Source organism: Pseudomonas sp. GM80, assembly GCF_000282515.1.
Lineage (GTDB): Bacteria > Pseudomonadota > Gammaproteobacteria > Pseudomonadales > Pseudomonadaceae > Aquipseudomonas.
On sequence record NZ_AKJD01000167.1, the window covers coordinates 19168 to 41317 of the forward strand.

Sequence of the window (22150 nt, forward strand, 5' to 3'; positions counted from 1 at the left end):
GCGGTGAATCAGGCAATGGCGATGCTGGCTGATTAAACGCCTTCGCGGGCAAGCCTTGCTCCTACCGGATGAGGTGTTGGGGATTGTTCTCGTCCATAATCGCGCCTCAATTTTGATGACACAGGGAGTGCAGAATGAATACCACCCAATGGCTCGACTTATTCGGACGAGCCTTTCACGACATGGAAAAAAGTCTTGAGCAGGTCCTGCAACTCAGCAGCTGTCGGGAACACTGGATTCAAGCCCAGATCAGCCTTCATGCCTGGTTCAACGATGAGTTGGAAATCTGGACGGACCTGCCAATCGGCGATCGACGCAAAGCGGATCTGTATGCACTGAGTGAAGACGGCAAGCCGTCGATGGTCGCGGAAGTCAAATGCCTGGGCGACATTTCATACGCCAAGTGCCTGGACGGCGACTGGTCGGTGCGGGCGGATGTTGAACGATTGAATGCGTTCGAGTGCCCTACCCGGCTGTTTATTCTGGTGATCGCCAAAGGTGAGCGTGAGACCAATACCGGCCGGCGCCTTCGCGAGGACGAATGGGTCGCTGGCCGCGAGTGCATCACTGTCGACTTGGAGTTTGCGCTGGTGCGAATGTGGGCGCTGTGAGTGCCTGAAGGGCTTAAGCGAAAACCGCGTCTAGCGAGTAGGCGCGGTTTTTTTATGCCTCGGCTGGCAGTCTTGGCGATTGCAGCTCGCCTGACGGTTTACTTGCGCAGGCGCTTTATGATTTCATCTCGCGAAGGCACAAGTAGCCTCCCTGCTGCGATGGGAAATACGAAAAATCCAAGTGAACTTCCCCACTTGTTTAGCCACTGCAAGCAGCATGCTGGTCGAGGCACGTCTTCGATTTGGCTAAAGGAGTGATGCTATGAACCCTTCGAATGCCGCGCAGTGCCTGGATGATTTGAAGTTGCTTGCCAAAGTTTCTGTGATCGGCGAGTACACGTATTGCCAGCGACTGACCCATCTCAGCAAAGAGTTCGGCTTTAACAATCTCCATCATTTTCAGAAGGTGGTTAACCACCTTTCTGATGACATGATCGCCAATATTTCTACGACGCTGATGCGCCGTTATTGCGAAATCGCCCAACCCAAGCCAGGCATTGCCTACTACGAATTTCTCTCGGTCAACAACGACACGCGCTTGCGCTTCTACAGCCAGTGGGCCGGGTGGGACGTGTTTGGGCAGGAGGTTCGTGTGCCAAGGTCGCTCAAAGGCGACTCGGCCCCTCGCCTGCGCAAGTCGCTGAGCAAAACGGTGTACATCGTTGAAAATGATCGGCAGTTGCTGGCCTGGCGTCATCGTTGGCATGGCCTGTGTTATGTGCCTAAAGATCTTTGCCAAAAGCACATGAGCGAAGCCTTCGAGCGCAAGAACGCCGTCGTAGAGGGTGATCGCAACGAAGCATTCCCCTTGCTGAACGCCTTCAATGACAACTACGCAACGTGGTATCCCGTCATTGAATAAACGCACCCGAGGCGATACCGGGGCACGTTGATCCTGAACAGACAGGGCGCGCGCCGAACCCAAAACCCTGTAGGAGCTGTCGAGTGCAACGAGGCTGCGATCTTTTGATTTTTCCCATCAAGATCAAAAGATCGCAGCGTGCCGCAGCTCCTACAGGTCGGGTTTTTGGTTAGTCCACGATGAATAATGTTGCCCCGGTGGCGGTGGACGAACGATGGCCTTCGGCATCATTGCCTACTTGGTAGCTCATGCCCGCCGTCAGGGTGAACTGTCGGCCGTCTTCCAGCTCTGTCTGCAACTGTCCCTCCAGGCACAACAGAATGTGCCCTCGCCAGCACCAGTGATCGGCCAGGTAACCGGGGCTGTATTCGACCATCCGCACTCGCGTCGAGCCGAACTGGCAGGTGCGCCAATAAGCTGTGCCGGTCTCGCCGGCGTGCGCCACGGGCTCGATGGTTGACCAATCGGTGGTACCAAAAGGGATGGCGGTGAGATCCATGGTTGCCTCATCGAAATTCAGGGAATGCGACCGTAGCAACCCGGAAAAAGCACCGATAGACACAGATCACCCGCATTTACGCGATACAGGGCAGCGCTTTGCGCATGAATACCCGGGCAAAACCATCCTCGGTGATGCGATGGTTTTCCTGATACCCGAGCTTTTGTAGAGGGCGATGCTCTCGAACCTCAACTCATGCGTGTACAACCGCCCGCCTCGCACCGTTCGTGCGTGACGCCGCAAACCAACGACGGCTTGCGGCAAGGCCTCACACCGTTTGCTTGACCATCCGAACCTGCGTGATCCCGACGACCTCCGCCTGCTGCACAATCTGCTCCGGCGTGGCGTCCGCCGGGGGCATGACCAGGCCGTTTTCGGCGTCGCCGACGTGCAGTTCCAGCAGGTGCAGCGCGGCCTCGTGTTCGGCGAGGTGCGCCTGTTTGACTTCGAGTACGTGGCGGCGCGGCTCGCCGTTGAACAGATATTCGAGCAGAAAATTGTGCATGGGGTCACCCGTGTGTGATGGAGTTAATATCCTGACGAGTCAGTCAGATTTTAGTTCAACTGCAACGCCCGGCGTAAAAACAGTCGTCGCTCACGGCAAAACTTTTTGCGTCACGGGGCGTCATCTGTTTAACGGCCGACACGGCTTGGCTTCCCCCAACAGCTGACTTCAGCTAAGGACTGGCGATGACCTTTTTCATTTTCCTTCTGGCCTGCGCCGCAGCGGCGACCACCGGTGTCATGTTCAAACCGGGCGCCTGGTACGAGGGCCTCGTCAAACCGCGCTTCACCCCGCCGAACTGGGCGTTTCCCGTGGCCTGGACGCTGATTTACCTGCTGCTGGCCTGGGCCGGTTACCGCTTGACCCTGATCCCGGGGAGCCAAGTGGTGCTGGCGTTATGGGCCGCGCAGATTGCGCTTAACACCTTGTGGACGCCGGTGTTTTTTGGCGCCCACCAAGTCTTGGCCGCGATGGTCATTCTGGCGTTGTTGTGGCTGGTGGTGGCGGCCATGGTGGTCGTGGCGTTGCAACTTGACGTGATTACAGGCTTGATCCTGTTTCCCTATCTGGCGTGGTTGTGTGTGGCCGCCGCGTTGAATTTTTCCATTTTGCTCAAGAACCGCTGATGACCGACTTTACAGGGAGCAACCCGGCACCTTGGCCGCAGGGCGAACGGGAGTTGGCACAGGTGCGCGAGTTCAACAAGAAGCTCGCCTGGTTGCCGCGTTTTCGCATCCGCAATCGCACCACGCCACGGCTGATTCAGGCGCTGTTGCGCGCCAGTCAGTTGGTTAGCCCCAGCCCCCTGCCCAAGCATGGCCTGAGCGCTGAACGAAAGATGATCGAGGGCGGCGCCGTTCCCGTCGCCGTGCGGATCATCCGGCCCAAGGGCAAAGCCAAAGGCGTTGTGCTGGATTTTCATGGCGGCGGCTGGGTGATCGGCAACGCGCAGATGAACGACAACTTCAACCTTGCCATCGTCGACAGCTGCGAGGTCGTGGTGGTGTCGATCGATTACCGGCTCGCCGTGTCGACACCGATTGAAGGCCTGCTGGAAGATTGCCTGCACGCCACGCGCGGGTTGCTGCGTGACCCTGCGTTTGCCGATTTGCCCGTGGTGGTGGTCGGCGAATCGGCCGGGGCGCATCTGGCGGCCGCGACGTTGTTGGCGCTGCAAACATCGCCCGAACTGCTGCAACGCATCAGCGGCGCGCTGCTCTATTACGGCCTCTACGATCTGACCGGCACGCCAAGCGTGCGCACGGCGCCTGCTGAAACCTTGCTGCTCGATGGCCCAGGCATCGTGCCAGCGCTGCGCCTGCTGACGCCGGGGCTGAGTGACCAAGAGCGTCGCCAGCCGCCGCTGTCACCGCTGTATGGCAATTTCAGCGGTTTCCCGCCGGCGTTGTTGTTTGCCGGTGAGCTGGACCCACTGCGGGACGACACCCTAGAGATCGCCAAACGCTGGGCAGTATCGGCACCCGTCGAGATGCACATGCTGCCGTCCTGCCCCCACGGTTTTATCCACTTCCCGACGGCCATCGCGCAGAGCGTGTTGGCCTACAGCCGTCAATGGATCTCCGCGCGCTGCTTGCCATGAGGCAAGCAGTTTTTTCCCGCGGGCTCAGGTGCCGCTTTTGACTTTGCTCCAGACCCGCGTACGAATGCGCTCGATCTTCAGCGGCAACGGCTGCGCAGGAAACAGCGTCGCCAGGGTCGCGGCCGGCGGGTAGACGTCCGGGTTGTTGCGCAAACTTTCCTCAACGTAGGCCAGCGAACTTTTGTTGCCGTTGGGGTAGCCCAGGTAGTTCGAGCTCTTGGCGATGACCTCGGGGCGCATCATGTAGTTGATGAAGTTCAGGCCCTGCTGCGGGTGCGGCGCATCCTTGAGCAGCACCAGCGTTTCCATCCACACCGAGGAGCCTTCACGCGGGATGCGATAGGCCAGGTTCCGACCGTTCTTGGCGCGCTCGGCGTTGGTCTTGGCGTCGAACACGCCGCCGGACCACGCCACCACTGCGCAGATATTGCCGTTGGCCAGATCGGTGATGAACCGCGACGAGTCGAAATAGGTGATGTAGGGGCGGATTTTCAGCAGCAGCGCTTCGGCTTTGGCGTAGTCATCCGGGTTGCTGCTGTCGGGCGGCAAGCCGAGGTAGTGCAAGGCGATCGGAATGATTTCGCCGGGCGAATCGAGCATGGCGACGCCGCACTGGCTGAGCTTCTTGATGTTTTCTTCCTTGAAGATCAAGTCCCAGGAGTCCGCTGGTGTCTCGTCGCCGAAGATTTTTTTCATCTGGTCAACGTCGTAGCCGATCCCCGTGGTGCCCCACAAATAAGGAATCGAATAGCGATTTCCGGGGTCGTTCTGCGCCACTTTGGCGAGGATGTCGGGGTCAAGATTTGAGCGGTTGCTCAACTGGCTGTTATCGAGTTCTGCCAGCACGCCAGCCTTGATCAGGTTGGGCAGCGCACTGTTGGTAACCACGACGACATCGTAGCCGCTGCGCCCGACCATCAATTTGCTTTGCATGACTTCCGCGCTGTCGAAGGTGTCGAGCAGCACCGGTGTGCTGGTTTCCTTCTCGTAGTCTTTGGGGGCTTCGGGGGCGATGAAGTCGTACCAGTTGTAGAAGTTGACCGTGGGGCCCTGGGCCCAACTGACTGCTGCGCCCAACCCGCAGACAGTGAACAAGCCAAGGTGCAGCAAACGCTTGAGTTTCATGGGGAGCTCCTGGCGAATCGGCCATCGATTGGCAGTCCGCCGCGATGTTGTTTTTATTTGGAAAGCGAGACCGGTTTCAGCGCTCAGGGAATCAACAGCTCGCGACGACCGTCCGGGTGTTCAGTGACCGCAGCGGCCAGTTTCAGGCGCTTTTCTGCGCGGTAGTCATAGAGCGCGCGCGACGGTGCGATCTGTGTCAGGTCCAGGTCCACAACGTGCCGGGATTCTTGCGCGCCAGCTTCAAACAGGCGTCTGCCGAACGGATCGACGACGCTGCTACCGCCCGCGAACACTTCGCCAACACCTTCGCCCACGCGGTTGACCATGGCGGCAAACACCTGGTTTTCCTGGGCGCGCGCGGCGACGGCGGTGTGGTGCAGGTGGCCGTAAGGTTCCATATTGCCGTCGGTGATCAGGATCAACTGCGCGCCGAGCGCCGCCAGTGCGCAGGCGCTTTCCGGGAACTCGATGTCGTAGCAGATCAACAGACCGATGCGCACTCCGCGCCACTGCACCGTGGTAAAACGATCGCCGGGGTACACCAGCCCGGGCTCGCCGACCCACAGGTGGGTCTTGCGGTAAGTCAGCGCCACGCCCTCGGGGGTGATCAGCAACGTGGTGTTGTAGAAGCGCTCGCCCTCGCGTTCGATCAACCCGACAACCACCGCGACATCGTGCTGCCGCGCGGCGGCGCAAATCGTCTGGACACTCGCGCCGTCCACCGGCTCGGCGAGTCGGGCAATGTTGTCGTGGTCGAGAAAACCGGTGATGGACGACTCGGGGAACATCACGATATCGCTGCCCGGCGCGCTGTCGGCGATCGCTCGCAGAACGCGCTCCAGGTTGTAAGCGCTATCGCCATCGCGCGCCGCCATTTGTACAAGTTCTAATCGCATCGTCAGACCTTCAGGTGAATAACGCCGTGTCTGACCAGTATGCGGATCGTGGCAAAACTTCCTATCACTCAGAGTGAGTACCCCCAAAGGGGTAGCCCCCATCCCACCGCTCCCCTGTAGGAGCTGACGAGTGCAACGAGGCTGCGATCTTTTGCCCCCCAACATCAACATCAAAAGATCGCAGCGTTCCGCAGCTCCTACAGTATGGGAGCTTTTGGTCTGCCCCCCCCTTTGCCTGTCGATCCGGAACCTGCACAATTGCCGACTTTTGCGACAGGATGTCTTCATGCAACGGATTGTCAGCGCCCGCCATCTGCGTCGGGAAAAATCCATCCTCGCGGCGTTGCTGTTCTGCGTCACCTCGTGGGGTGCGTTGTGGATGGCGTCGCAATGGTGGGAAAAAGCCCTGGCCGAGCCGTCCCATGAACCGCAGTTCAGCCCAAACGGTTGCTATTGGCTCCAGCAATTCAGGCCGTACTGGGTATTGCCCGGCTTTTTTCATTCCAACACCCACCCCGACGATACGGTGTCTGAGACTTGGCCTGGCTCTTGGGAATTCCCGGCGTTCTTCCGTTTGTATGATCGCCGCACTTACAAAGTGTTGGGCGAAAGCAACATCTACGATCTGGTGAGTGTGGGTGGTCCGGTGAGTTGGGATTACGACGGAGGCCCTTCCGCTTCTGTCGGCATGATCCAAATTGAATCCGATTCGCCAGGCTGCGTCGCTAAAAAAACCGACTCACACTGAGCACACCGTCAACATTGCCACGCCAACACCACAAAGGACTGTATCGAATGAGCGAAATCCAAACCCCCGACTACACCCAAATCCCCGAAGGCCTGCTGCCGTTCCCCAACGCCGAAGACGTGTTTGTCGCGGATCAATCGGAGCTGGCGCACCACTTGCACGCCCTGTTCAGCATTGACCTGAGCAAGGTCAATCCACAGTGGTCGGGGGTGGCGCACATGCTCAGCCCGCTGGAACCCTACGAGTGCTTTGTCGGCGAGCTGACCGAGTGGAATGGCTATCACGGCGACCTGCTGAAAACCAACTGGATCGGCTTTCAGATCGAACAAGGGCGCTATCGTCTGTGCGGCGATCCGCGCTACTTTTTCCTGCACGAAGGCAACGCCGAGCTGGCCGATCCGCATCCCGGTGCCAGGGCTGATCTGCAGCAACATTACGCCGAACAGCACAGCGCTTTTGCCGCCGCTGCTGAGGGTTTCAAACGCAGCGGCAGACTGGCGCGCATGGACTGGGACAGCACTCACCCGATCGAGTTTGTGCAGCAGTTGGGCGGCGACGTGGATGGTCGGGCGAACTGGGTGGAATCGGTGGAATTCCCCATGGACATCGTCGACACCAACGTCGATGAGGGCGACTCGAACGTCTATCCGCTGAGCCCGGCCGGCCATCGTTTCTATCACGTGGCCAGTGTGCCGGGCTGGCATTACCGCTCGGCCGGTGCCGACTTGATCGTGATGTTCTATGAACCGGTCGAAGGGTTGGTGTTGTTCACATTCGACTACAGTTGAAGACGGTCGGTTATGATCGCGAATAACCCGTCTCATCCGGACCCACACTGATGCCAGCCTCGCAAACCCGCCCTGCCCCTGCGCCACTGCTCAAACCGGGCGAGACGGTCGTGCTGTTCGATGGCGTGTGCAAGCTGTGCAATGGCTGGGCGCGTTTTCTGATCCGGCATGACCGCCAGCGCCGCGTGCGCCTCGCGACCGTGCAGTCGCCCGAGGGTCAGGCGCTGCTGGCGTGGGCCGGTTTGCCGGTGGATCAGTTCGACACCATGGCGGTGATCCGCGACCGGCATTACTGGGAGCGTTCGGATGCGTTTTTTGAAGTCATCGGCCAATTGCCTGGCCGCTGGCAACCCATCCGGTGGCTGCGCATCGTGCCGCGCACGCTGCGCGATTGGGCGTACGACCGGATTGCGCGCAATCGCTATCGGTTGTTCGGCCGGTACGACACCTGCCTCTTGCCGAGTCCTGATCATGAGCAGCGCTTCTTGAAAATGGCCGCGCCACCCAGCGCTACCCCAGCAGACTGAGCCACTGCGCCGGCGACAGTTTCGTCACCATCATCAGCACAATCACAAACATCCCGGCAAACCCGACAACGCCCATCCAGAACCATTTCTGGTACACGGCGCGGAAGTCGTCATTCAGCCCCTCGCCAGCCGCGTCAGCAGTCAACGCCATCCCGCACAGCCTCTTTTGCAGCACCAGGACCGGCAGCCACAGCGAGCCCACGCTGAAGAAGATGATCAGCGAGGTGAGCACCCATTCCGTGCTCATCGGCAGCCCCGACACCCTCAGCAATAGGTAACCCGTGATGATCTGGGCAAACCCTGCCGGCGTGGTAATCCAGGTATCGAAACGCACGACCATTCTCGCGACGTGCGCGATGACTGCCGGGTTGGCTGTGCGACTGGCGGCGATCAGGTAGAGGAACGAGCCCATGCCGAAGCCGAACAAAAATATCGCGGCGATCACGTGCAGGTACTTCAAGCACAGATACAGCATGCTCAGCGCTGCCCGTCAGAGAACTGCACGGACAGGCTCAGGTTGTCCGGATCGTTGATGGCGGCCATGTATTCGTCGACGGTGATTTCGCCCACGCACGGTCGTGCGCCAGCCTGTGGCTCATAGCCCAGAGCCATTTTCGCGGCCAGGGCGACAGCGGCGCAGCTGGGGATCTCCGGGCCCTTGTCATTCAGGGCGGTCAGTTGCACGGTCATCGACAACGGTTGTGCCTCAAGACCGACGCCGTGCACATCGATGTACATCGCGCTTTTGCCATCGCCGAACCGTTCGAAACGCGTACCGAGACGGTGCAATCGCGCCGCCCACAGCGCATGGTCACGCACTAGCCCCAGCCGCAAGGCCTGCGCCAGCAGATAGCTGGCGAGGCTGCCCATTTTTAGCCCGGCGCCAGCCTTGAAGCTGAGGGTTTGCGCGCCATAGCGGCTGGCGAAAATGTCCATGTCCGGGACATCGACGTTGGCCAACAGACGCGTGCCCATCTGCGGCATCTTGCGCAAAGTCAGATCCTGCCAGCCCAATACCTCATGCACTTGACCGTTTTTCAGTTGCTTGATCGGTTTGCCAGCGTAGGCGAACACCCCTTCAATCGTCGACAGGCCGGGCATTTTCGCCGACGACGAAATGCCGTGTTCGATCACGTCGATGCGCGAGAAACGCGAGCGCTGCTGATCGATGATCGCCGACGACAGCGTCGGCACCGAACTGCAGCCGCTGAGAATCGCCACGCCCGCCTGTTTCGCCTGGGCATCGAGCACGCCAATGCCATTGACGAATGTGCGGCAGTCAGACAGATCGCAGTAGTTCACGCCCGCCGCGATGCAGTTCTCGGCGACCGCATAGGATTGCCCCTGAAACGGCCCGCCGGTGTGGATGACCAACTGAATGTCCATCGCGCGCAACGCCGCTCTGAACTCGGCGCCCATGGCATCGCCACACCAGCCTTCGGCGACCGTGCCGGCGTGGCTGTTGAGTTCATCGACCTTGCGCTGCAACTTCAGCCGGTCACGGCCCGAGAGCAGCAATTGCACACCCGGCATCTGCGCCAAATGCCTGCAGACGATGCTGCCGAAATTTCCATATCCACCGACGACCATGACCCTGAACGGCATGCAATGCTTCCCTAAACAATTCGATTACACGCCGGAAGAATATAGGGCCGCGCGCCAGCAAGCCATTCCGATCACGCCGACCGCGCGGTCAGTGTTTTGCCGTGTTGCCCAGTTTTGTCTACACCCGAGAAACCTGTAGGAGCCGGGCTTGCCCGCGATAGCGGATTACCTGTGCCGACGATACCGGCTGACCCATCGCATCGCGAGCAGGCTCACTCCTACAGGGTTTTGCAGTGCTGCGCAGGGTTGTGCGCACTAGAGAACACTGTGGGAGCCGGGCTTGCCCGCGATAGCGGATTACCTGTGCCGACGATATCGGCTGACCCACCGCATCGCAAACAGGCCCATCCCCGCAGTGTTTTGCCGTGTTGTCCAGTTTTGTCTACACCCGAGAAACCTGTAGGAGTGAGCTTGCCCGCGATAGCGGATGACCTGTGCCGACGATATTGGCTGACCCACCGCATCGCGAGCAGGCCCATCCCCGCAGTGTTTTGCAGTGCTGCGCTGGGCTATGTCCACCAGAGAATCCTGTGGGAGCCGGGCTTGCCCGCGATAGCGGATGACCTGTGCCGACGATGCCGACTGACCCACCGCATCGCGAGCAGGCTCACTCCTACAGGGTTTTGCATTACTGCGCGGGGTTGTCGGGGGTACCTAAAAATTGATCTTGAACCCGAGCATCGCGTCATACCCGTGGCTGTCGCCATCAAAGCCCTGGCGATATCCCGCCGACGCGGTAAACGTGGTGCGTCGATTGGCCTGGTAATCCACGCCCACGTTGACCTCGCCCCACGTGCCCTGAATGTCCGATTCGAACGGGATGTAACCCGACTCGGAGGAAAACTCGGTCTTCGGCTGGCCCTTGAATTCGTGCCAGACACTCGGCCGTATCCACGCGTTGGTGCGCCGTGCGCTCTTGTCGACGCCTTCGGTGTCCCAGTCCTTGGCGATGCGCACGCCGGCCCGGCCGATCAGTGAGTCGACGTCGCGAAAACGGATTTTCGCGCCGACGTCGTCGCTGCTGTCGAGGTCGACGTAGCTGTAGATCGCCTGCAATTGCGGTTCGACGTACCAGTCCTTGTCGACCTCGAACGGGTAGCCGTTTTCCAGCGACGCGGTGTAGCCCCAGCCACGGGTTTTCAGTTTGCCGAGGTCGTTGGGTTTGGCCTCGATGTCGAAACGGTTGACCTGCAGCACACCGTCCAGGTACCAGCCGGACGGGCCGAAGTGCGTCCAGTAGGCGCCCACGCCGTAAGCCCGCAAGGTGTCTTCGCCGGCGGCGCGACGGGTGTAGTGGCTGACGCCGGCGTCGATCGTGCCGGCCGACAGGGAAATCCCGGCCTGCTCGTGACTGCCATCGGTTCTGACCTTGCGATAAAGGTCAGTGCCGACCTGAAAAGCCGTCAGGTCGTAGTTGTATTCGGGCGTGTTGCCCAAGGCGTTTTTAGTGTCGCCATCCTGTTTGCCACTGCGATAGATCACCCGCCCCCAGCCCATGGACGGCGCCAGCGTGGATTCATCGTCCTTGGGCAACGGATCGCCGGCATTCAGGCGTTCTTCGCCGACGCGCTCGTGCAGGGTGTCGACCATCGTCCGGCCGTAGACCAGCGCCAGCGCCGGAACCGCGCCGTACAACGACACTTCCGGCCGGTAATTGGGCACGTGCGCAGGCGTTGGCTCGGGATCAGGGCCTGGCGGATCATCCGGGATCGGCGCATCCGAGCGCAGGTACCAGGTGTCCTTGGCGCTACCGTCCTCGGCACCTTGTTGCAGGCGATACTCATACGGCCCGGCGACCACCCGGCGGGCCAGACGGAACGCGTTGGGGTCGCTGGCCGCCTCGGTTTTATTGAGCAGTTCGACGACAGCGATGCCGTTGCCCTGAGTCAACTCACCCTGCCCGCCGACATTGCTCACTGCCAATCCGGTGGCGCCGCCGCTGCCGGTGGTGGTCGAGTCGACGACCAGCATGTCCGAGCGACTGTTCACCCCGCCGCCGTTCAATGTGGTGTTGAGCAACAGGCTGCCGCCGTTGGACACGAAGACCCCGCCACCGTCGGTGCCGGCCGTGTTCGCACCGCTGATCAGCAAGACATTGCCGACCATGTTCCCGCCAGCGGCCAGGTCGAGGGTGCCGCTGTGGGTGAAACGGCTCACCCCGAGCAATTGCCCCTGCACCGCCCCGCCCGGTGTCGGCGTATTGGCTGCCTGGCCCAAGGGCAAATAGGCACCGCTGGCAGTGAAGCTGGCGATGCCCGGCGCCGGTTGCGCCGGTTGCGCCGCCAAGCGAATGACCCCGCTGTTATCAATGCTGTTGTTGCCGGCCGAACCGAGATCACCGGTGGCGACACCCCAGGTATCACGCGTGCCGCTACCGCGACTGTCGACAAAGTTGCGCAGCGTCCAGGTGCCGCTGTTGCTGACGTTACTACTGGCGCTCACCGCATTCACCGAACCGGTCATCTGCCCGGTGTTGTTCAGCGAAAACGCCGTGCCCGGCGTGGTCGCATCGGCGCGTACCGCGACATCGCTGAGCGCGCCGATCGTGCCGGCGTTGTTCAACGTTTGCGTCGCACCGCCGAGGGCCACGCCGCTGCTGTCTGCGCGCCCACCTTGCAGGGTCGCGGTGTTGCTGACGCTGACCGTGCCGCCCTCGGTCAGCGCGTCGATGGCTGACGAGCCGCTGCCCTTGCTGGTAATCGCCCCGCTGTTGGTCAGCGAAAGGCTCGCCGCGCCTGAAGCTTGCGCAAGAATCCCCTGACTGTTGCTGGCGCCAAGCGTCTGGATCGCCCCGCTGTTGACGATGGTTTGGCTGCCGCTGACCGACAACGTGCGAATACCGCGCTGCTGATCGCCGCGCGCGATCAGCTCACCGCTGTTACTGACGTTCAGCGTGCCGACGCCGCTGCCGGCGTTGAACGCATTGCCCACCAGAATCGCCGCGCCAGCGCCGTTGACATCGATCAGCGGCCCGGTAAACGTGACGCCGACATTGCCCCCCAAAGTCAGCGCCTGTATGCCAAACGAACCGATGCCGGTGCCGTCGCCTGAGCCGGCATCGGAATGGGTAATAATCGTACCGCCAGCGTTGACGTCGACCGTGCCCGTCGGCGCCTGGGTCGAGACATAAATGCCGTTGGCGTTGCTGTGCAGTGTTTCGATGCGGTCGCCGGAATAGTTGACCCGCACGTTGCCACCGGTCGAGTCGACCCGAATGCCGCCCGCACCAAAACCACTGGCAAAAATGTCGCCGGAATAATCGATCAGCACGTTGTTGTTTTCAGCGCTGACGATGATGCCGTAAGCCCGCGTGGTGTTGGGGCTGCCCAGTACGGTGAGATTGCCGCTGCCGGTGACCGTCGCATCGCCGGTACCGCGCTTGATGATGTAGATCGCCCTTGAACCGGCGGTATTCGCGGTGCTGCCCACCGTGATCGGCGCGTTGTTGTCGATGCTGATCGACCCGCTGCCACCGACGTTGTCGTTGGCGTAGATACCGTGGGCGGCACCGCCGGTAGTGGTGATCGCACCGTTGTTGACGACGGCGATACTGCCGACCGTGGAAAAGGAACGAATGCCGAAACCGTTGAGGCCATTGGTGCTGAGGGTGCCGTTATTGGTCAGGCGGGTATTGCCGGCGCCACCTTCGGTGAAGAGGCCGAAGGCGTTCATGCCGATGGCTTGCACGCTGGCGGCGCTCACCACGATGGTGTTGCCGTTGACCGCTCGGGTGTGAACCCCGGCGTGATTGCCGATGCCGGCAGTCGGCAAGGTATCGTCGATGATCGGCAGCCCGGCAGACAGCGCATCGTCGTTGTTCACCAGAATACTCACCCCGGCACCCACATTGACGTTGCTCTCGCCACTGCCGGTGGCCTTGGTCCAGATGCCGTTACCGCCAAGCAAGGTGATTTGCCCGCTGCCTTGATGGCTGAGGTTGATCGCACCGCCGCCGCTGGCGTTGATGTCGATGCCATCGTGCTCGTTGCCGACCACGCTGTTGAGAATATTCAGCGTGGTGCCTGAACTGACCGAGAACGTCGACGACCCGCTGCCGGCGTTGGTGATTGCCAGGGCGTCGAGCCCACTCCCGCCGACGTTGACCGTGTTGGTACCGCCATCGACGGACAGGTCAGCGTTGCCGGTGCTGCCAATCACGTTGGCAAACACCGCGTTCGCGGCCGTGGGCGGAGTGCTGTCGATGGTCGTGCCGCTGAGGGTCAGCGTGGTGTTGGCGTTGTTGCTGCGGCTGAGCAGTGACGACCCCGCCGTGGTGGTAATGCTCGTCCCCGCTTGAGTGCTGATCGCCGCATCGACATTCGCAGCGGGCATACAGGTTTGCGAGACGTTATAGGCACCCGCCGCCAGCGGTCCGCAGGCGGCCTGCGCGTCTGTCAGCATCAGCGCATTGGCCATGGCGACCACCACGGCACTGCGCAGCAAATGCGGGGCAAACCCGCCGATGGAGTGCTCGCAAACACGTTGCATGAAAACCTCCTTGTCCGGTGTTATCCACGGCGAACGGGCCACGCTCGGCGCCACTTGAATGTTGCCTGCTGATCACAGCTATAGACCTTAGTAGTTATTTCCAAAGAAGGAGCAAAACCGACCGAGGCTCAGTCCATTCATCACCGACATTGATCTGCAGCAATATCGGTAAACCGCTGCCGCCGTACTCTGTCTTTGCTGGATACAGCCGTGCTGTGCGCACGTCACAGGCCTGTGGCCAAGGTGGCGACAAATGAACAAAAAACGCATCGTCTGGGGGAGCATTCTCCTGGGGTTTCCGTGTGTCTTGCTGCCAGTGATTCTGATGGGCTACCTCGCCTGGATGCTCAATCTGGCGTCTGCTCAACAGCGTCTGGAAACCCTCGCCGCCGTGGCCTCCAGCCGCGCCAATGGCACGTTCAACGAAGCCGCCGGGGCGCTGAAAGCCATCGCCGGTTCCCACCTGGTACCGTGCACGCCCGAGAGCATCGATGAGATGCGCCTGCTGACCATCAACACCTTCTCGGTGAAGTCAGTCGGCTATGTCGAAGAAGAGATTTACGCCTGCGGTTCCTGGGGGCCGGTCGGCCATCACGCCGTCCCTTGGCGCGAAGACTTCACCAGCGCCGATGGCGTGCGCGTGTCGCTCGGTGTGCAGTCACGCATCGTCCCGGCCAAACCGATGATGGCCCTGCAATATGCAGCGTTCAATGTGCTGGTCGACCCTGAGCAATTCCTCCAGGTGATGCTCGAAGACGATCTGCATCTGGCGGTCGCGACCGCGACCGGCCAACTGGTCAGCGCCTCGCGCCCGGGGGCCGAGCATTTTCTGAGTCGAGTGCACTCCGGCCCTCACGCAGGCCTTGAAGACGGTTATCTGTACACCCTCGTGCACAACGGCGACTGGGTAGCCATCGCCACGCTGTCGCGCCATGAATTGATGCAGGGGCTGGTTCGTCGGGAAATGCTGCTGTTGCCGATTGGCGGCTTGCTCGCCGGCGTGTTGGTGTTGCTGATCATCCGCCGCACCCGGCAGCGCTTGTCGCCGCTGGCTGAGCTGAAACTGGCGGTGCGCAATCGCGAGTTCATCGTGCACTACCAACCGATCGTCAACCTCAGCGATGGCGCCTGTGTCGGCGCCGAAGCACTGGTGCGCTGGCGCCATCCGGACGGTACGCTGGTGCGCCCCGATGCGTTCATTCCGCTGGTCGAGGACAGTGGCCTGATTTTGCCGATCACCGATCAGGTGATCGATGCGGTGATGCGCGACCTCGGTCCGCTGCTGGTCAAGGAACGGCAACTGCACGTGGCGATCAATCTGGCGGCCAGGGATGTCAGCAGCGGTCGTTTCCTGCCGGGTCTGGAAGCGGCTGTCCGCAACGCCGGCGTGCAGCAGAAGCAGATCTGGCTGGAAGCCACCGAACGCGGTTTTGTCGATATCGACGCCGCCCGCGCCACCGTCAATCAGGCGCGCTCGCTCGGTTATCTGGCGGCCATCGACGACTTCGGCACCGGGTTTTCCAGCCTTCAGCATGTGCAGCAGTTGCCGCTGGACGTGCTGAAGATCGACAAGTCGTTCGTCGACAACATCGATCAGGATGCGGCGACCGGTTCCGTGACCGGGCACATCATCGAAATGGCCAAAAGCTTGCGCCTGAAGATCGTCGCAGAAGGCATCGAAACCGCGGCGCAACGCGATTACCTGCGCGACCACGGCGTGCATTACGGCCAGGGCTGGCTGTTCGGCAAACCGATGCCGGCCGAGGAGTTTCTGCGCTTTTATCGAATGCGCGCCAACGTGGTCATCGACCATGCGGCGCTGGAGGGTGTGGCCTGAGGTCAGAAGCGCGCCTTGACCGAGACCATGAAGTTGCGTGGATCACCGTAGTAGTTGCCGAAGGTGCGCAGAAGTTGACGAACGGTCTTTCGAATGTTCAGATGCCGCCCTGTTTCAGGTGTCCCATGCCGCCGTGCATGGGGTGAAACGGGAAACCGGTACGTTCGAATCGAACAAGTCCGGTGCTGCCCCCGCAACGGTAGGCGCGTGATGCTTTCAACAAACCACTGTGGCCAGACGGCCATGGGAAGGTGAAAGCCTCGATACGCGCGAGCCCGGAGACCGGCCCGAAATGTCTGTTTGGCAAAATCCTGCGGTGGGCGGGCATGGGCCGGTATTGGCTGTGCGCGATGCCTTCTCCTGCATGCTCTTCTGCGAAGATCCTTTTCGAGAAGACAATGATTCGACCTTTCAACACCTCTGCTCCAACCCTTCTGTTTGGCTGCCTGTTCAGCCCTCTGTTGCTGGCCGACGACACGGCGCTGGAACTCAATCAGCAAATCGTTTCCGCCCCGTCGGTGGAGTCCACCACCGTCGCCGACATGGCGCATTACGGCAGCAAAGTCGAAATCGTCAGCCGCGAACAGATCGAACGCGCCGGGCCGAGTGCCGACGTCAGCCGGGTCATGCAGATGTTCATTCCCGGCCTCTACGTCGCGCCGAAAAACGGCCCGTTCGACTACGGCACTTATTCGCAGCTGGGCGGGCGCAATGACGACACGCTGATCCTGCTCGACGGCGTGCGCCTGAACAATCGCCTGTACGGCGGCCTCTATCTTGACACCCTGCCGGCCAACGCGATCGAGCGCATCGAAGTGCTCAAGGGTGGGCAGAGCCTGTTGTTCGGCACACAAGCGGTGTCGGGGGTGATCAACATCGTCACCCGCAGCCCGCAGTCGCGCCAAGCCATGGGCGAAGTGAACCTGGGCGTCGATACCTTCGGCGGCACCACCGAAGACGCGCGAGTGGAGAACATTTTCACCAACGGTTTTGGCGATCTGGGTTTGCTGGCGTACGTCAGCCACAACGTCTCCGACGGTTATCAACCGTATCGCAACCGCGACCTGAAAAACGTCACCGAGAAAAACCGTGCCTACGAAGTCACCACGTTCGGTGGCAAGGCGATCCAGTCGTTCGGCGACGATTCGCGGCTGGAGCTGTTTTATCAATACGCCGACGCCAACCTCGATTTCGCCCGCCCGGTGGACAATCACAACACCACCAACGACCGTGTGCAGCAGATCGCTACCGCGACGTTCGAACAGAGCCTCAACGAGCGCTTCAGCTACTTCGTCAAAGGCCACATCAACGATTGGGATACGCGTTACACCCGCGTCAACAATGTCGCGGGCGGCGCCACCAAAGTCATCAATCACAACGACTACTGGGGTTTCACTGACTGGGGCGTGCAGGCCGAAGGCAAGGCTGAACTGCCCGGCGGCCATGTGCTGGTGTTCGGCAGCGACAACCAATGGTTCAAGGGTCAGGACGATGTGCTGATCATTGACAACGACAAGGCCGAGGCTCACGCGATCTATACGCAATTGCGCCCGCAGATCGACGCCCTGCCCGACTGGCATCCCAGCATCGGCGTCCGTCACGAAGCCATGGGCGGCGGCGACAGCGCCACGGTCGGCATGCTCACTTCGCTGTATGACCTCAACGACAACTGGTCGCTGCGCGGTCAATACGGCAGCGCCTACAAGCTGCCGAATGCCGAGCAACTGTTCGTCAACGAACCGGGCGACGAGCTTGGCAACCGCAACCTCAAACCGGAAAAAAGCCGCAATGCCGAGCTGGGCCTCGACTACAAAGGCTTTTTGCTCGACCGCGAATTCAGCGCCAGCGTGACCCTGTTCAAACGCAAGATCGACGACCTGATTACCCTCGACGACATTCAGTGGGTCAACGGTGAAGGGCAGATCCGCATGCGCGGTTTCGAGGCCGACGCCAAACTGGCGCTCAATGACCAATGGAGTGTGCAGGCGGACATGACCCGCAACCTCACCGAGTCGCGCACGGGCGTGACCATCAATGACATTCCGAGCTTCTTCGCCCGCTCGCGCGTGGGTTATGAGTCGGAAAATCGCCTGTGGGGCGCTGGCGGGGCGATCCGTTATATCCGCGACATCACCAGTTCGAAGCAGGTCGAGTACGGTCATTATTCGGTGGTGGATGCCGACGCCTATCGCTACCTCGACAGCGCCCATCAGCACCGCGTCAGCCTGTTGGTGGAAAACCTGTTCGACCGCAATTACGTCACCAGCCGTTCGAGCAACGTCGACAACCTCGGGCGGCCGTTCACCTCCGAAGTGCGCTACACGTATCGCTTCTGATGAGTCAGATCAAAACCATCGACGGCGTCGACACGCACCCGGACTGGTCGCACGTGCCGGCGCATGCCCGCCACGTGTTCATCTGCACCGGCCCGCGCTGCACCCAGCGCGGTGCCCAGCAGTTATGGAAAACCCTGCGCCGGCACTTGCTGGAACATGACCGCATCGAGACGCCGGGCGGCGTGTTGCTGACCCGCACGCATTGCCAGTTCCCGTGCAATTTGGGGCCGGTGCTGACGGTGTACCCGGAGACGTGCTGGTATGGCGTGCACAGCAAGGCTGACGTGCAGCGGTTGGTCGAGGTGCATCTGGTCGGGGGTGAAGTGGTCGAGGATTTGCTGATCAGGGCGCGGCCATGAAAACGCTTGGGTTATGCCTGGCAGCCCTGCTCGGCGCAGCACCGGTATTGGCCGACAGTTACCGCAACTGCGGCGAAACCTGGAACGCCGCGCCGCCGTCACGGATCGTCGCGCTCAATCAGCACGCGGCGGACATCGTTCTGGCGCTGGGGGCCGGCCCTGCGCTGGTTGGCGTGGCGTATCTGGACGACACCGATGCCGGCCAGCGTCCGGCTGAGTACTTCGGCGTGCCGGTGATCGCCCGTCAGTACCCGGCCAGCGAAGTGTTGTACGCGCAGCGGCCGGACCTGGTGATCGGCGGCTTCGCCACCGCGTTTGGTCACGGCGTGACATCGCGCTCGGGGCTGGCGCGCAACGGCGTCGGCTCGTACTTGCTGGAGTCGGCCTGCGCCGGGCATTCACTGGATTACTTCGGGCATGTGCGCAACGACCTGCTGACCCTGGGCCAGTTACTCGACAAACAGCAGCAGGCTCGGCAACTGATCGACGCCATGGACGCGGACCTCGCCAGCGTGCGCGCGCTGGTCGGCACGGAAAAACCGCTGTCGGTGTTCTATCTCGACAGCGAAGTCAAAGGCCTCGACAGCGAAGGCCAGCGCGGCTTCGTCACCCCGCTGTTGGCCGCTGCCGGCGCCCGCAATGTCTTCGCCGAGATTAACCTGTACCGGGTGACGGTGAGCCGCGAAACCCTGCTCGCCAGCGACCCGGACGTGATCCTGCTGGCCGACGCCGAATGGTCACCGGCCCGCCGCAAACGCTATCTGCTGAGCCACGATCCGGTGCTGTCGCAACTGCGCGCCGTGCGCGAGAACCGCCTGATCGACATCCCCTTTACCCACTTGCTGCCCACGCTGAACAGCGGGCGGGTTGCGCTCGATCTGGCGCGCAAACTCGCAGCGCTCGATAAAAATAAATGAACCCGCCCCGCCACACGCCACCTAACGCATAGACCATCAGGAGGTAGCCAATGCATATCGAAACCGTGTGGATCGTACTGGCGGCAGTTCTTCTGCTTATCGAGCTTTGGGCCATCAATCGGGTGCGCAAGAGCGAGGGGAAATCGAGTAACAAGGGCGTGTGGATCGTATTGATCGTGTTTGTACCGCTGTTCGGCTTGATTGCGTGGGCATTGGCCGGGCCCAAGCATGTCAGCCACACTTCTGCCTGATATTGCCAACCACCCTGAACTCCGGTTGTAGTACCGTCATCGGTCGACAACACGGAGGTGGTGGGCATGGGCAAGGGAGCAAACAAGCGCATCGTGGTGATTGGCGCCGGCATCGTCGGCGCCTCGCTGGCGTATCACCTGGCGGCGAAAGGCGCGCAGGTTACGGTGATCGAGGCCGGTGAGATCGCGAGCGGTGTCACCGGGCGTTCATTTGCATGGATCAACACCACCCACCTCGGGCACGACCCGATCGCATTGCTGCGTGGCACGGCGATCGACGCGTACCACCGTCTCGAAACACAGCTGCCAGCGCTGAACATTCGCTGGACCGGTGCGCTGTCTTATTCTGCAGACGTGATAAAGGCTTGCGGCGCCTCGGCGTCAGTATCGCTATTATCGCGCGCCGAGATTCAGCGCCTTGAGCCCAACCTCAAACATCCCACGCAGCAGGCTTTGTACAAAGCCGAAGAAGGTGCGCTGGACGCGGTACAGGCGACCCATGTGCTGATCGCCGCCGCTCAGGCGCTTGGCGCGAAATTACTGACGCAGACCCCGGTGTCGGGTTTCACAACGCACAATGCCACCGTGACCGGCGTCGAGACCGCAACGGGCAGCATCGCTGCCGATACGGTGATTCTCGCAGCGGGCACCGGCATCCGCGCTCTGGCAGCAATGCTCAACATCAGCCTGCCACTGGCAGCCTCCCCTGCGCTGTTCATCCGCTACAAGGCTCAGGCGGATCTGATCAACGGCATCATCTCCAGCCCTGCCATGGAAGTGCGTCAAGGCGCCGATGGAACATTGCTTGCCGCAGAAGATTACGTGAGCGATGCGCCCGACCATCAACCGATGGCCATCGCGCTGCAAACCGCCAAAGCCATTCAGCACGAACTTGGCGCGATCACCGCCATCGAGCCGGACATCGCGTGCATCGGACTCAGGCCCATGCCTGAAGACGGCGTGCCCATTGTCGGTTATCTGCCCGGCATCGACGGCGCCTACGTCTGCGTCATGCATCCCGGCGTTACTTTGGCGGCGACGGTGGGTCGTCTGGTCAGCGAAGAGATCGTCGATGGAGTGCTCGCAGCGGCGCTGGTGCCGTGCCGTCCGCAACGATTCCTGGAAAAATCGACAAGTGTTTGATTTACACTTGCGCACTTTTAAAGAGAATGCACATGGACGTCATCAAGCCAATCCCCCCCGCCGACTGCGCCAACATGCAGGACATTCGCCGAGAAATCGATCGACTCGATCACCAGGTCATCGAGTTGCTGGGCCAGCGCTTTCAGTACGTGCTGGCGGCCTCGAAATTCAAGACTTCGGCAACGTCGGTGCGTGCGCCGGAGCGCTTCAACGCCATGCTGGCGACCCGTCGTGAATGGGCTGAGGCCGAGGGCTTGAACCCGGATGCCATCGAGAAAATGTACAGCGATCTGGTCAACCATTTCATTGCTGAAGAGATGAGGCATTGGGCGGCGCTTCAATCGGACTCCCCGCAGTAACCCGAGTGTTCGACGATGAAAATCTACTGCCCGATGTTCTGGTCTCTCGACCAAGGCATTGACTACAGCGCGCCGATTATCCACCTCGCGGACATTGTGCCGCGCGCGGGTCAAACAACCTTCGCGTATTTCGACCACCACGACACGCTGCACATCGGTGAAACCCTGCAGCTCATCTGGTGCCCGCCCGTCTCGGACTTGAATGGCTGGAGTGAACAACCCTCGGAAATCGCCCATAGCTACTTGTTGCAAGCCCGCGTCGTCAGGCCGGTGCCATCTTCAGCGTCCTCGATGCATCTGAGCATGGGCAAACATCGCTTTGAACTCAGTGTTCTGTCCCGCGAGAACCTGCTCTCGACGCTGCGCGCACTGCCGGAGGGCTCAGGCGCATGGCATTTGCAGCACAATGCGCTGGCGTGGCAGGAGCTGACCGCGTGTGGCAGTGCTGTCGTCGACGGCTTGACCTACCTGAACGCGAGCGCCAGACACGAAGCGTTTATGGAGTTGATTCTTGAGGTCACCGAGGAGCAGATTTTCGGTTTTTTCTCCTTGCACAGCGACCCCGGCGGCATGTATCAGCAAATCGGCAGAAAACGCTTCACGGGCGAAGAACTGCGCATCGTCCGCCACGCACTCGACACGGCACACGTACTGCATGACACCCAAGACGCGTACCTCGCGACGGGCGATTAAC

Annotated in this window: 22 protein-coding genes, 1 pseudogene and 1 riboswitch; of the genes and pseudogenes, 15 read left to right on the forward strand and 8 right to left on the reverse strand. The window is 61.0% G+C overall.

Annotated features, from left to right (window positions below; genetic code table 11):
- Positions 1 to 134: 134 nt before the first annotated feature.
- A complete protein-coding gene (locus tag PMI37_RS23180; protein WP_008085567.1) occupies positions 135 to 611 on the forward strand; it encodes a hypothetical protein in 477 nt (158 codons plus the stop codon).
- A gap of 262 nt (positions 612 to 873) precedes the next feature.
- On the forward strand, positions 874 to 1473 hold the full coding sequence (locus PMI37_RS23185) for a hypothetical protein (RefSeq protein WP_008085569.1): 600 nt from the start codon (positions 874 to 876) through the stop codon (positions 1471 to 1473).
- A gap of 169 nt (positions 1474 to 1642) precedes the next feature.
- On the opposite strand, the gene PMI37_RS23190 is transcribed toward PMI37_RS23185, so the two are convergent.
- The 3 genes and pseudogenes from PMI37_RS23190 to PMI37_RS23195 form a co-directional block, all read right to left on the reverse strand.
- The gene (locus tag PMI37_RS23190) at positions 1643 to 1972 is read right to left on the reverse strand and encodes a DHCW motif cupin fold protein (protein ID WP_008085570.1); all 330 of its coding nucleotides are present in this window, start codon (positions 1970 to 1972) and stop codon (positions 1643 to 1645) included.
- Positions 1973 to 2048: 76 nt separating this feature from the next.
- A pseudogene (locus tag PMI37_RS32290) lies at positions 2049 to 2182 on the reverse strand (GNAT family N-acetyltransferase); the annotation flags it as partial.
- A 58-nt stretch (positions 2183 to 2240) separates the two neighbouring features.
- On the reverse strand, positions 2241 to 2477 hold the full coding sequence (locus tag PMI37_RS23195; protein WP_008085573.1) for a hypothetical protein: 237 nt from the start codon (positions 2475 to 2477) through the stop codon (positions 2241 to 2243).
- A 185-nt stretch (positions 2478 to 2662) separates the two neighbouring features.
- Between PMI37_RS23195 and tspO the strand changes: the two genes are divergently transcribed.
- Positions 2663 to 3103: a tryptophan-rich sensory protein TspO gene (gene tspO, locus PMI37_RS23200; protein WP_008085574.1), complete on the forward strand. Its 441-nt coding sequence runs from the start codon at positions 2663 to 2665 to the stop codon at positions 3101 to 3103.
- Complete coding sequence (locus tag PMI37_RS23205) at positions 3103 to 4077, forward strand: alpha/beta hydrolase fold domain-containing protein (RefSeq protein WP_008085575.1); 975 nt, start codon at positions 3103 to 3105, stop codon at positions 4075 to 4077. The genes tspO and PMI37_RS23205 overlap by 1 nt, the downstream gene beginning before the upstream one ends.
- 24 nt (positions 4078 to 4101) lie before the next feature.
- On the opposite strand, the gene PMI37_RS23210 is transcribed toward PMI37_RS23205, so the two are convergent.
- Positions 4102 to 5202: a polyamine ABC transporter substrate-binding protein gene (locus PMI37_RS23210; RefSeq protein WP_008085576.1), complete on the reverse strand. Its 1101-nt coding sequence runs from the start codon at positions 5200 to 5202 to the stop codon at positions 4102 to 4104.
- A gap of 83 nt (positions 5203 to 5285) precedes the next feature.
- Positions 5286 to 6098, reverse strand: coding sequence for a carbon-nitrogen hydrolase family protein (locus tag PMI37_RS23215; RefSeq protein ID WP_045123251.1), 813 nt, complete (start codon positions 6096 to 6098; stop codon positions 5286 to 5288).
- A gap of 286 nt (positions 6099 to 6384) precedes the next feature.
- Here PMI37_RS23215 and PMI37_RS23220 point away from each other — a divergent pair, with 286 nt between their 5' ends.
- The 3 genes from PMI37_RS23220 to PMI37_RS23230 are packed head-to-tail and all read left to right on the forward strand — an operon-like array spanning position 6385 to position 8161.
- A complete protein-coding gene (locus PMI37_RS23220) occupies positions 6385 to 6846 on the forward strand; it encodes a hypothetical protein (protein WP_008085578.1) in 462 nt (153 codons plus the stop codon).
- A gap of 47 nt (positions 6847 to 6893) precedes the next feature.
- Positions 6894 to 7634 (forward strand): hypothetical protein, encoded by a 741-nt coding sequence (locus PMI37_RS23225; RefSeq protein WP_008085579.1) that lies wholly within the window; start codon positions 6894 to 6896, stop codon positions 7632 to 7634.
- 50 nt (positions 7635 to 7684) lie between these two features.
- Entirely contained in the window at positions 7685 to 8161 is a 477-nt protein-coding gene (locus PMI37_RS23230) for a thiol-disulfide oxidoreductase DCC family protein (RefSeq protein WP_008085580.1), read from the forward strand.
- On the opposite strand, the gene PMI37_RS23235 is transcribed toward PMI37_RS23230, so the two are convergent.
- The 3 genes from PMI37_RS23235 to PMI37_RS23245 all read right to left on the reverse strand — a co-directional run bounded on the left by PMI37_RS23235 (position 8145) and on the right by PMI37_RS23245 (position 14254).
- A complete protein-coding gene (locus PMI37_RS23235; protein WP_008085582.1) occupies positions 8145 to 8636 on the reverse strand; it encodes a DUF2269 family protein in 492 nt (163 codons plus the stop codon). The genes PMI37_RS23230 and PMI37_RS23235 overlap by 17 nt on opposite strands.
- A gap of 2 nt (positions 8637 to 8638) precedes the next feature.
- Positions 8639 to 9766 (reverse strand): saccharopine dehydrogenase family protein, encoded by a 1128-nt coding sequence (locus tag PMI37_RS23240; RefSeq protein WP_008085584.1) that lies wholly within the window; start codon positions 9764 to 9766, stop codon positions 8639 to 8641.
- A 654-nt stretch (positions 9767 to 10420) separates the two neighbouring features.
- Positions 10421 to 14254 carry an autotransporter outer membrane beta-barrel domain-containing protein gene (locus PMI37_RS23245; protein WP_008085586.1) on the reverse strand — a complete coding sequence of 1278 codons (3834 nt, stop codon included), beginning with the start codon at positions 14252 to 14254 and terminating at the stop codon, positions 10421 to 10423.
- Positions 14255 to 14507: 253 nt separating this feature from the next.
- On the opposite strand from PMI37_RS23245, the gene PMI37_RS23250 reads away from it, so the two are divergent.
- The 8 genes from PMI37_RS23250 (at position 14508) to PMI37_RS23285 (ending at position 22149) form a co-directional block, all read left to right on the forward strand.
- Positions 14508 to 16091 (forward strand): EAL domain-containing protein, encoded by a 1584-nt coding sequence (locus PMI37_RS23250; RefSeq protein WP_008085589.1) that lies wholly within the window; start codon positions 14508 to 14510, stop codon positions 16089 to 16091.
- Positions 16092 to 16190: 99 nt separating this feature from the next.
- Positions 16191 to 16396: riboswitch (cobalamin riboswitch) on the forward strand.
- A gap of 93 nt (positions 16397 to 16489) precedes the next feature.
- A complete protein-coding gene (locus tag PMI37_RS23255; protein ID WP_008085590.1) occupies positions 16490 to 18427 on the forward strand; it encodes a TonB-dependent receptor plug domain-containing protein in 1938 nt (645 codons plus the stop codon).
- Positions 18427 to 18786, forward strand: a complete 360-nt coding sequence (locus tag PMI37_RS23260; protein WP_008085592.1) for a (2Fe-2S) ferredoxin domain-containing protein — start codon at positions 18427 to 18429, stop codon at positions 18784 to 18786. The genes PMI37_RS23255 and PMI37_RS23260 overlap by 1 nt, the downstream gene beginning before the upstream one ends.
- Positions 18783 to 19703 (forward strand): ABC transporter substrate-binding protein, encoded by a 921-nt coding sequence (locus PMI37_RS23265; protein WP_008085595.1) that lies wholly within the window; start codon positions 18783 to 18785, stop codon positions 19701 to 19703. Before PMI37_RS23260 ends, PMI37_RS23265 begins: the two co-directional genes overlap by 4 nt.
- Positions 19704 to 19753: 50 nt before the next feature.
- A complete protein-coding gene (locus PMI37_RS23270; RefSeq protein ID WP_008085597.1) occupies positions 19754 to 19954 on the forward strand; it encodes a PLD nuclease N-terminal domain-containing protein in 201 nt (66 codons plus the stop codon).
- Positions 19955 to 20020: 66 nt separating this feature from the next.
- Positions 20021 to 21097, forward strand: a complete 1077-nt coding sequence (locus tag PMI37_RS23275; protein ID WP_008085599.1) for an NAD(P)/FAD-dependent oxidoreductase — start codon at positions 20021 to 20023, stop codon at positions 21095 to 21097.
- Between the two features lie 32 nt (positions 21098 to 21129).
- Entirely contained in the window at positions 21130 to 21456 is a 327-nt protein-coding gene (locus PMI37_RS23280) for an isochorismate lyase (RefSeq protein WP_008085601.1), read from the forward strand.
- A 15-nt stretch (positions 21457 to 21471) separates the two neighbouring features.
- Positions 21472 to 22149 (forward strand): hypothetical protein, encoded by a 678-nt coding sequence (locus PMI37_RS23285; protein WP_008085603.1) that lies wholly within the window; start codon positions 21472 to 21474, stop codon positions 22147 to 22149.
- The last annotated feature ends 1 nt before the right edge of the window (position 22150 follow it).

Excerpts from the sequence above, each read along its gene's own strand:
- PMI37_RS23180 (WP_008085567.1), top strand. The coding sequence starts at position 135 with ATGAATACCACCCAATGGCTCGACTTATTCGGACGAGCCTTTCACGAC.
- PMI37_RS23185 (WP_008085569.1), top strand. The coding sequence starts at position 874 with ATGAACCCTTCGAATGCCGCGCAGTGCCTGGATGATTTGAAGTTGCTT.
- PMI37_RS23190 (WP_008085570.1), bottom strand. The coding sequence starts at position 1,972 with ATGGATCTCACCGCCATCCCTTTTGGTACCACCGATTGGTCAACCATC.
- PMI37_RS23195 (WP_008085573.1), bottom strand. The coding sequence starts at position 2,477 with ATGCACAATTTTCTGCTCGAATATCTGTTCAACGGCGAGCCGCGCCGC.
- tspO (WP_008085574.1), top strand. The coding sequence starts at position 2,663 with ATGACCTTTTTCATTTTCCTTCTGGCCTGCGCCGCAGCGGCGACCACC.
- PMI37_RS23205 (WP_008085575.1), top strand. The coding sequence starts at position 3,103 with ATGACCGACTTTACAGGGAGCAACCCGGCACCTTGGCCGCAGGGCGAA.
- PMI37_RS23210 (WP_008085576.1), bottom strand. The coding sequence starts at position 5,202 with ATGAAACTCAAGCGTTTGCTGCACCTTGGCTTGTTCACTGTCTGCGGG.
- PMI37_RS23215 (WP_045123251.1), bottom strand. The coding sequence starts at position 6,098 with ATGCGATTAGAACTTGTACAAATGGCGGCGCGCGATGGCGATAGCGCT.
- PMI37_RS23220 (WP_008085578.1), top strand. The coding sequence starts at position 6,385 with ATGCAACGGATTGTCAGCGCCCGCCATCTGCGTCGGGAAAAATCCATC.
- PMI37_RS23225 (WP_008085579.1), top strand. The coding sequence starts at position 6,894 with ATGAGCGAAATCCAAACCCCCGACTACACCCAAATCCCCGAAGGCCTG.
- PMI37_RS23230 (WP_008085580.1), top strand. The coding sequence starts at position 7,685 with ATGCCAGCCTCGCAAACCCGCCCTGCCCCTGCGCCACTGCTCAAACCG.
- PMI37_RS23235 (WP_008085582.1), bottom strand. The coding sequence starts at position 8,636 with ATGCTGTATCTGTGCTTGAAGTACCTGCACGTGATCGCCGCGATATTT.
- PMI37_RS23240 (WP_008085584.1), bottom strand. The coding sequence starts at position 9,766 with ATGCCGTTCAGGGTCATGGTCGTCGGTGGATATGGAAATTTCGGCAGC.
- PMI37_RS23245 (WP_008085586.1), bottom strand. The coding sequence starts at position 14,254 with ATGCAACGTGTTTGCGAGCACTCCATCGGCGGGTTTGCCCCGCATTTG.
- PMI37_RS23250 (WP_008085589.1), top strand. The coding sequence starts at position 14,508 with ATGAACAAAAAACGCATCGTCTGGGGGAGCATTCTCCTGGGGTTTCCG.
- PMI37_RS23255 (WP_008085590.1), top strand. The coding sequence starts at position 16,490 with ATGATTCGACCTTTCAACACCTCTGCTCCAACCCTTCTGTTTGGCTGC.
- PMI37_RS23260 (WP_008085592.1), top strand. The coding sequence starts at position 18,427 with ATGAGTCAGATCAAAACCATCGACGGCGTCGACACGCACCCGGACTGG.
- PMI37_RS23265 (WP_008085595.1), top strand. The coding sequence starts at position 18,783 with ATGAAAACGCTTGGGTTATGCCTGGCAGCCCTGCTCGGCGCAGCACCG.
- PMI37_RS23270 (WP_008085597.1), top strand. The coding sequence starts at position 19,754 with ATGCATATCGAAACCGTGTGGATCGTACTGGCGGCAGTTCTTCTGCTT.
- PMI37_RS23275 (WP_008085599.1), top strand. The coding sequence starts at position 20,021 with ATGGGCAAGGGAGCAAACAAGCGCATCGTGGTGATTGGCGCCGGCATC.
- PMI37_RS23280 (WP_008085601.1), top strand. The coding sequence starts at position 21,130 with ATGGACGTCATCAAGCCAATCCCCCCCGCCGACTGCGCCAACATGCAG.
- PMI37_RS23285 (WP_008085603.1), top strand. The coding sequence starts at position 21,472 with ATGAAAATCTACTGCCCGATGTTCTGGTCTCTCGACCAAGGCATTGAC.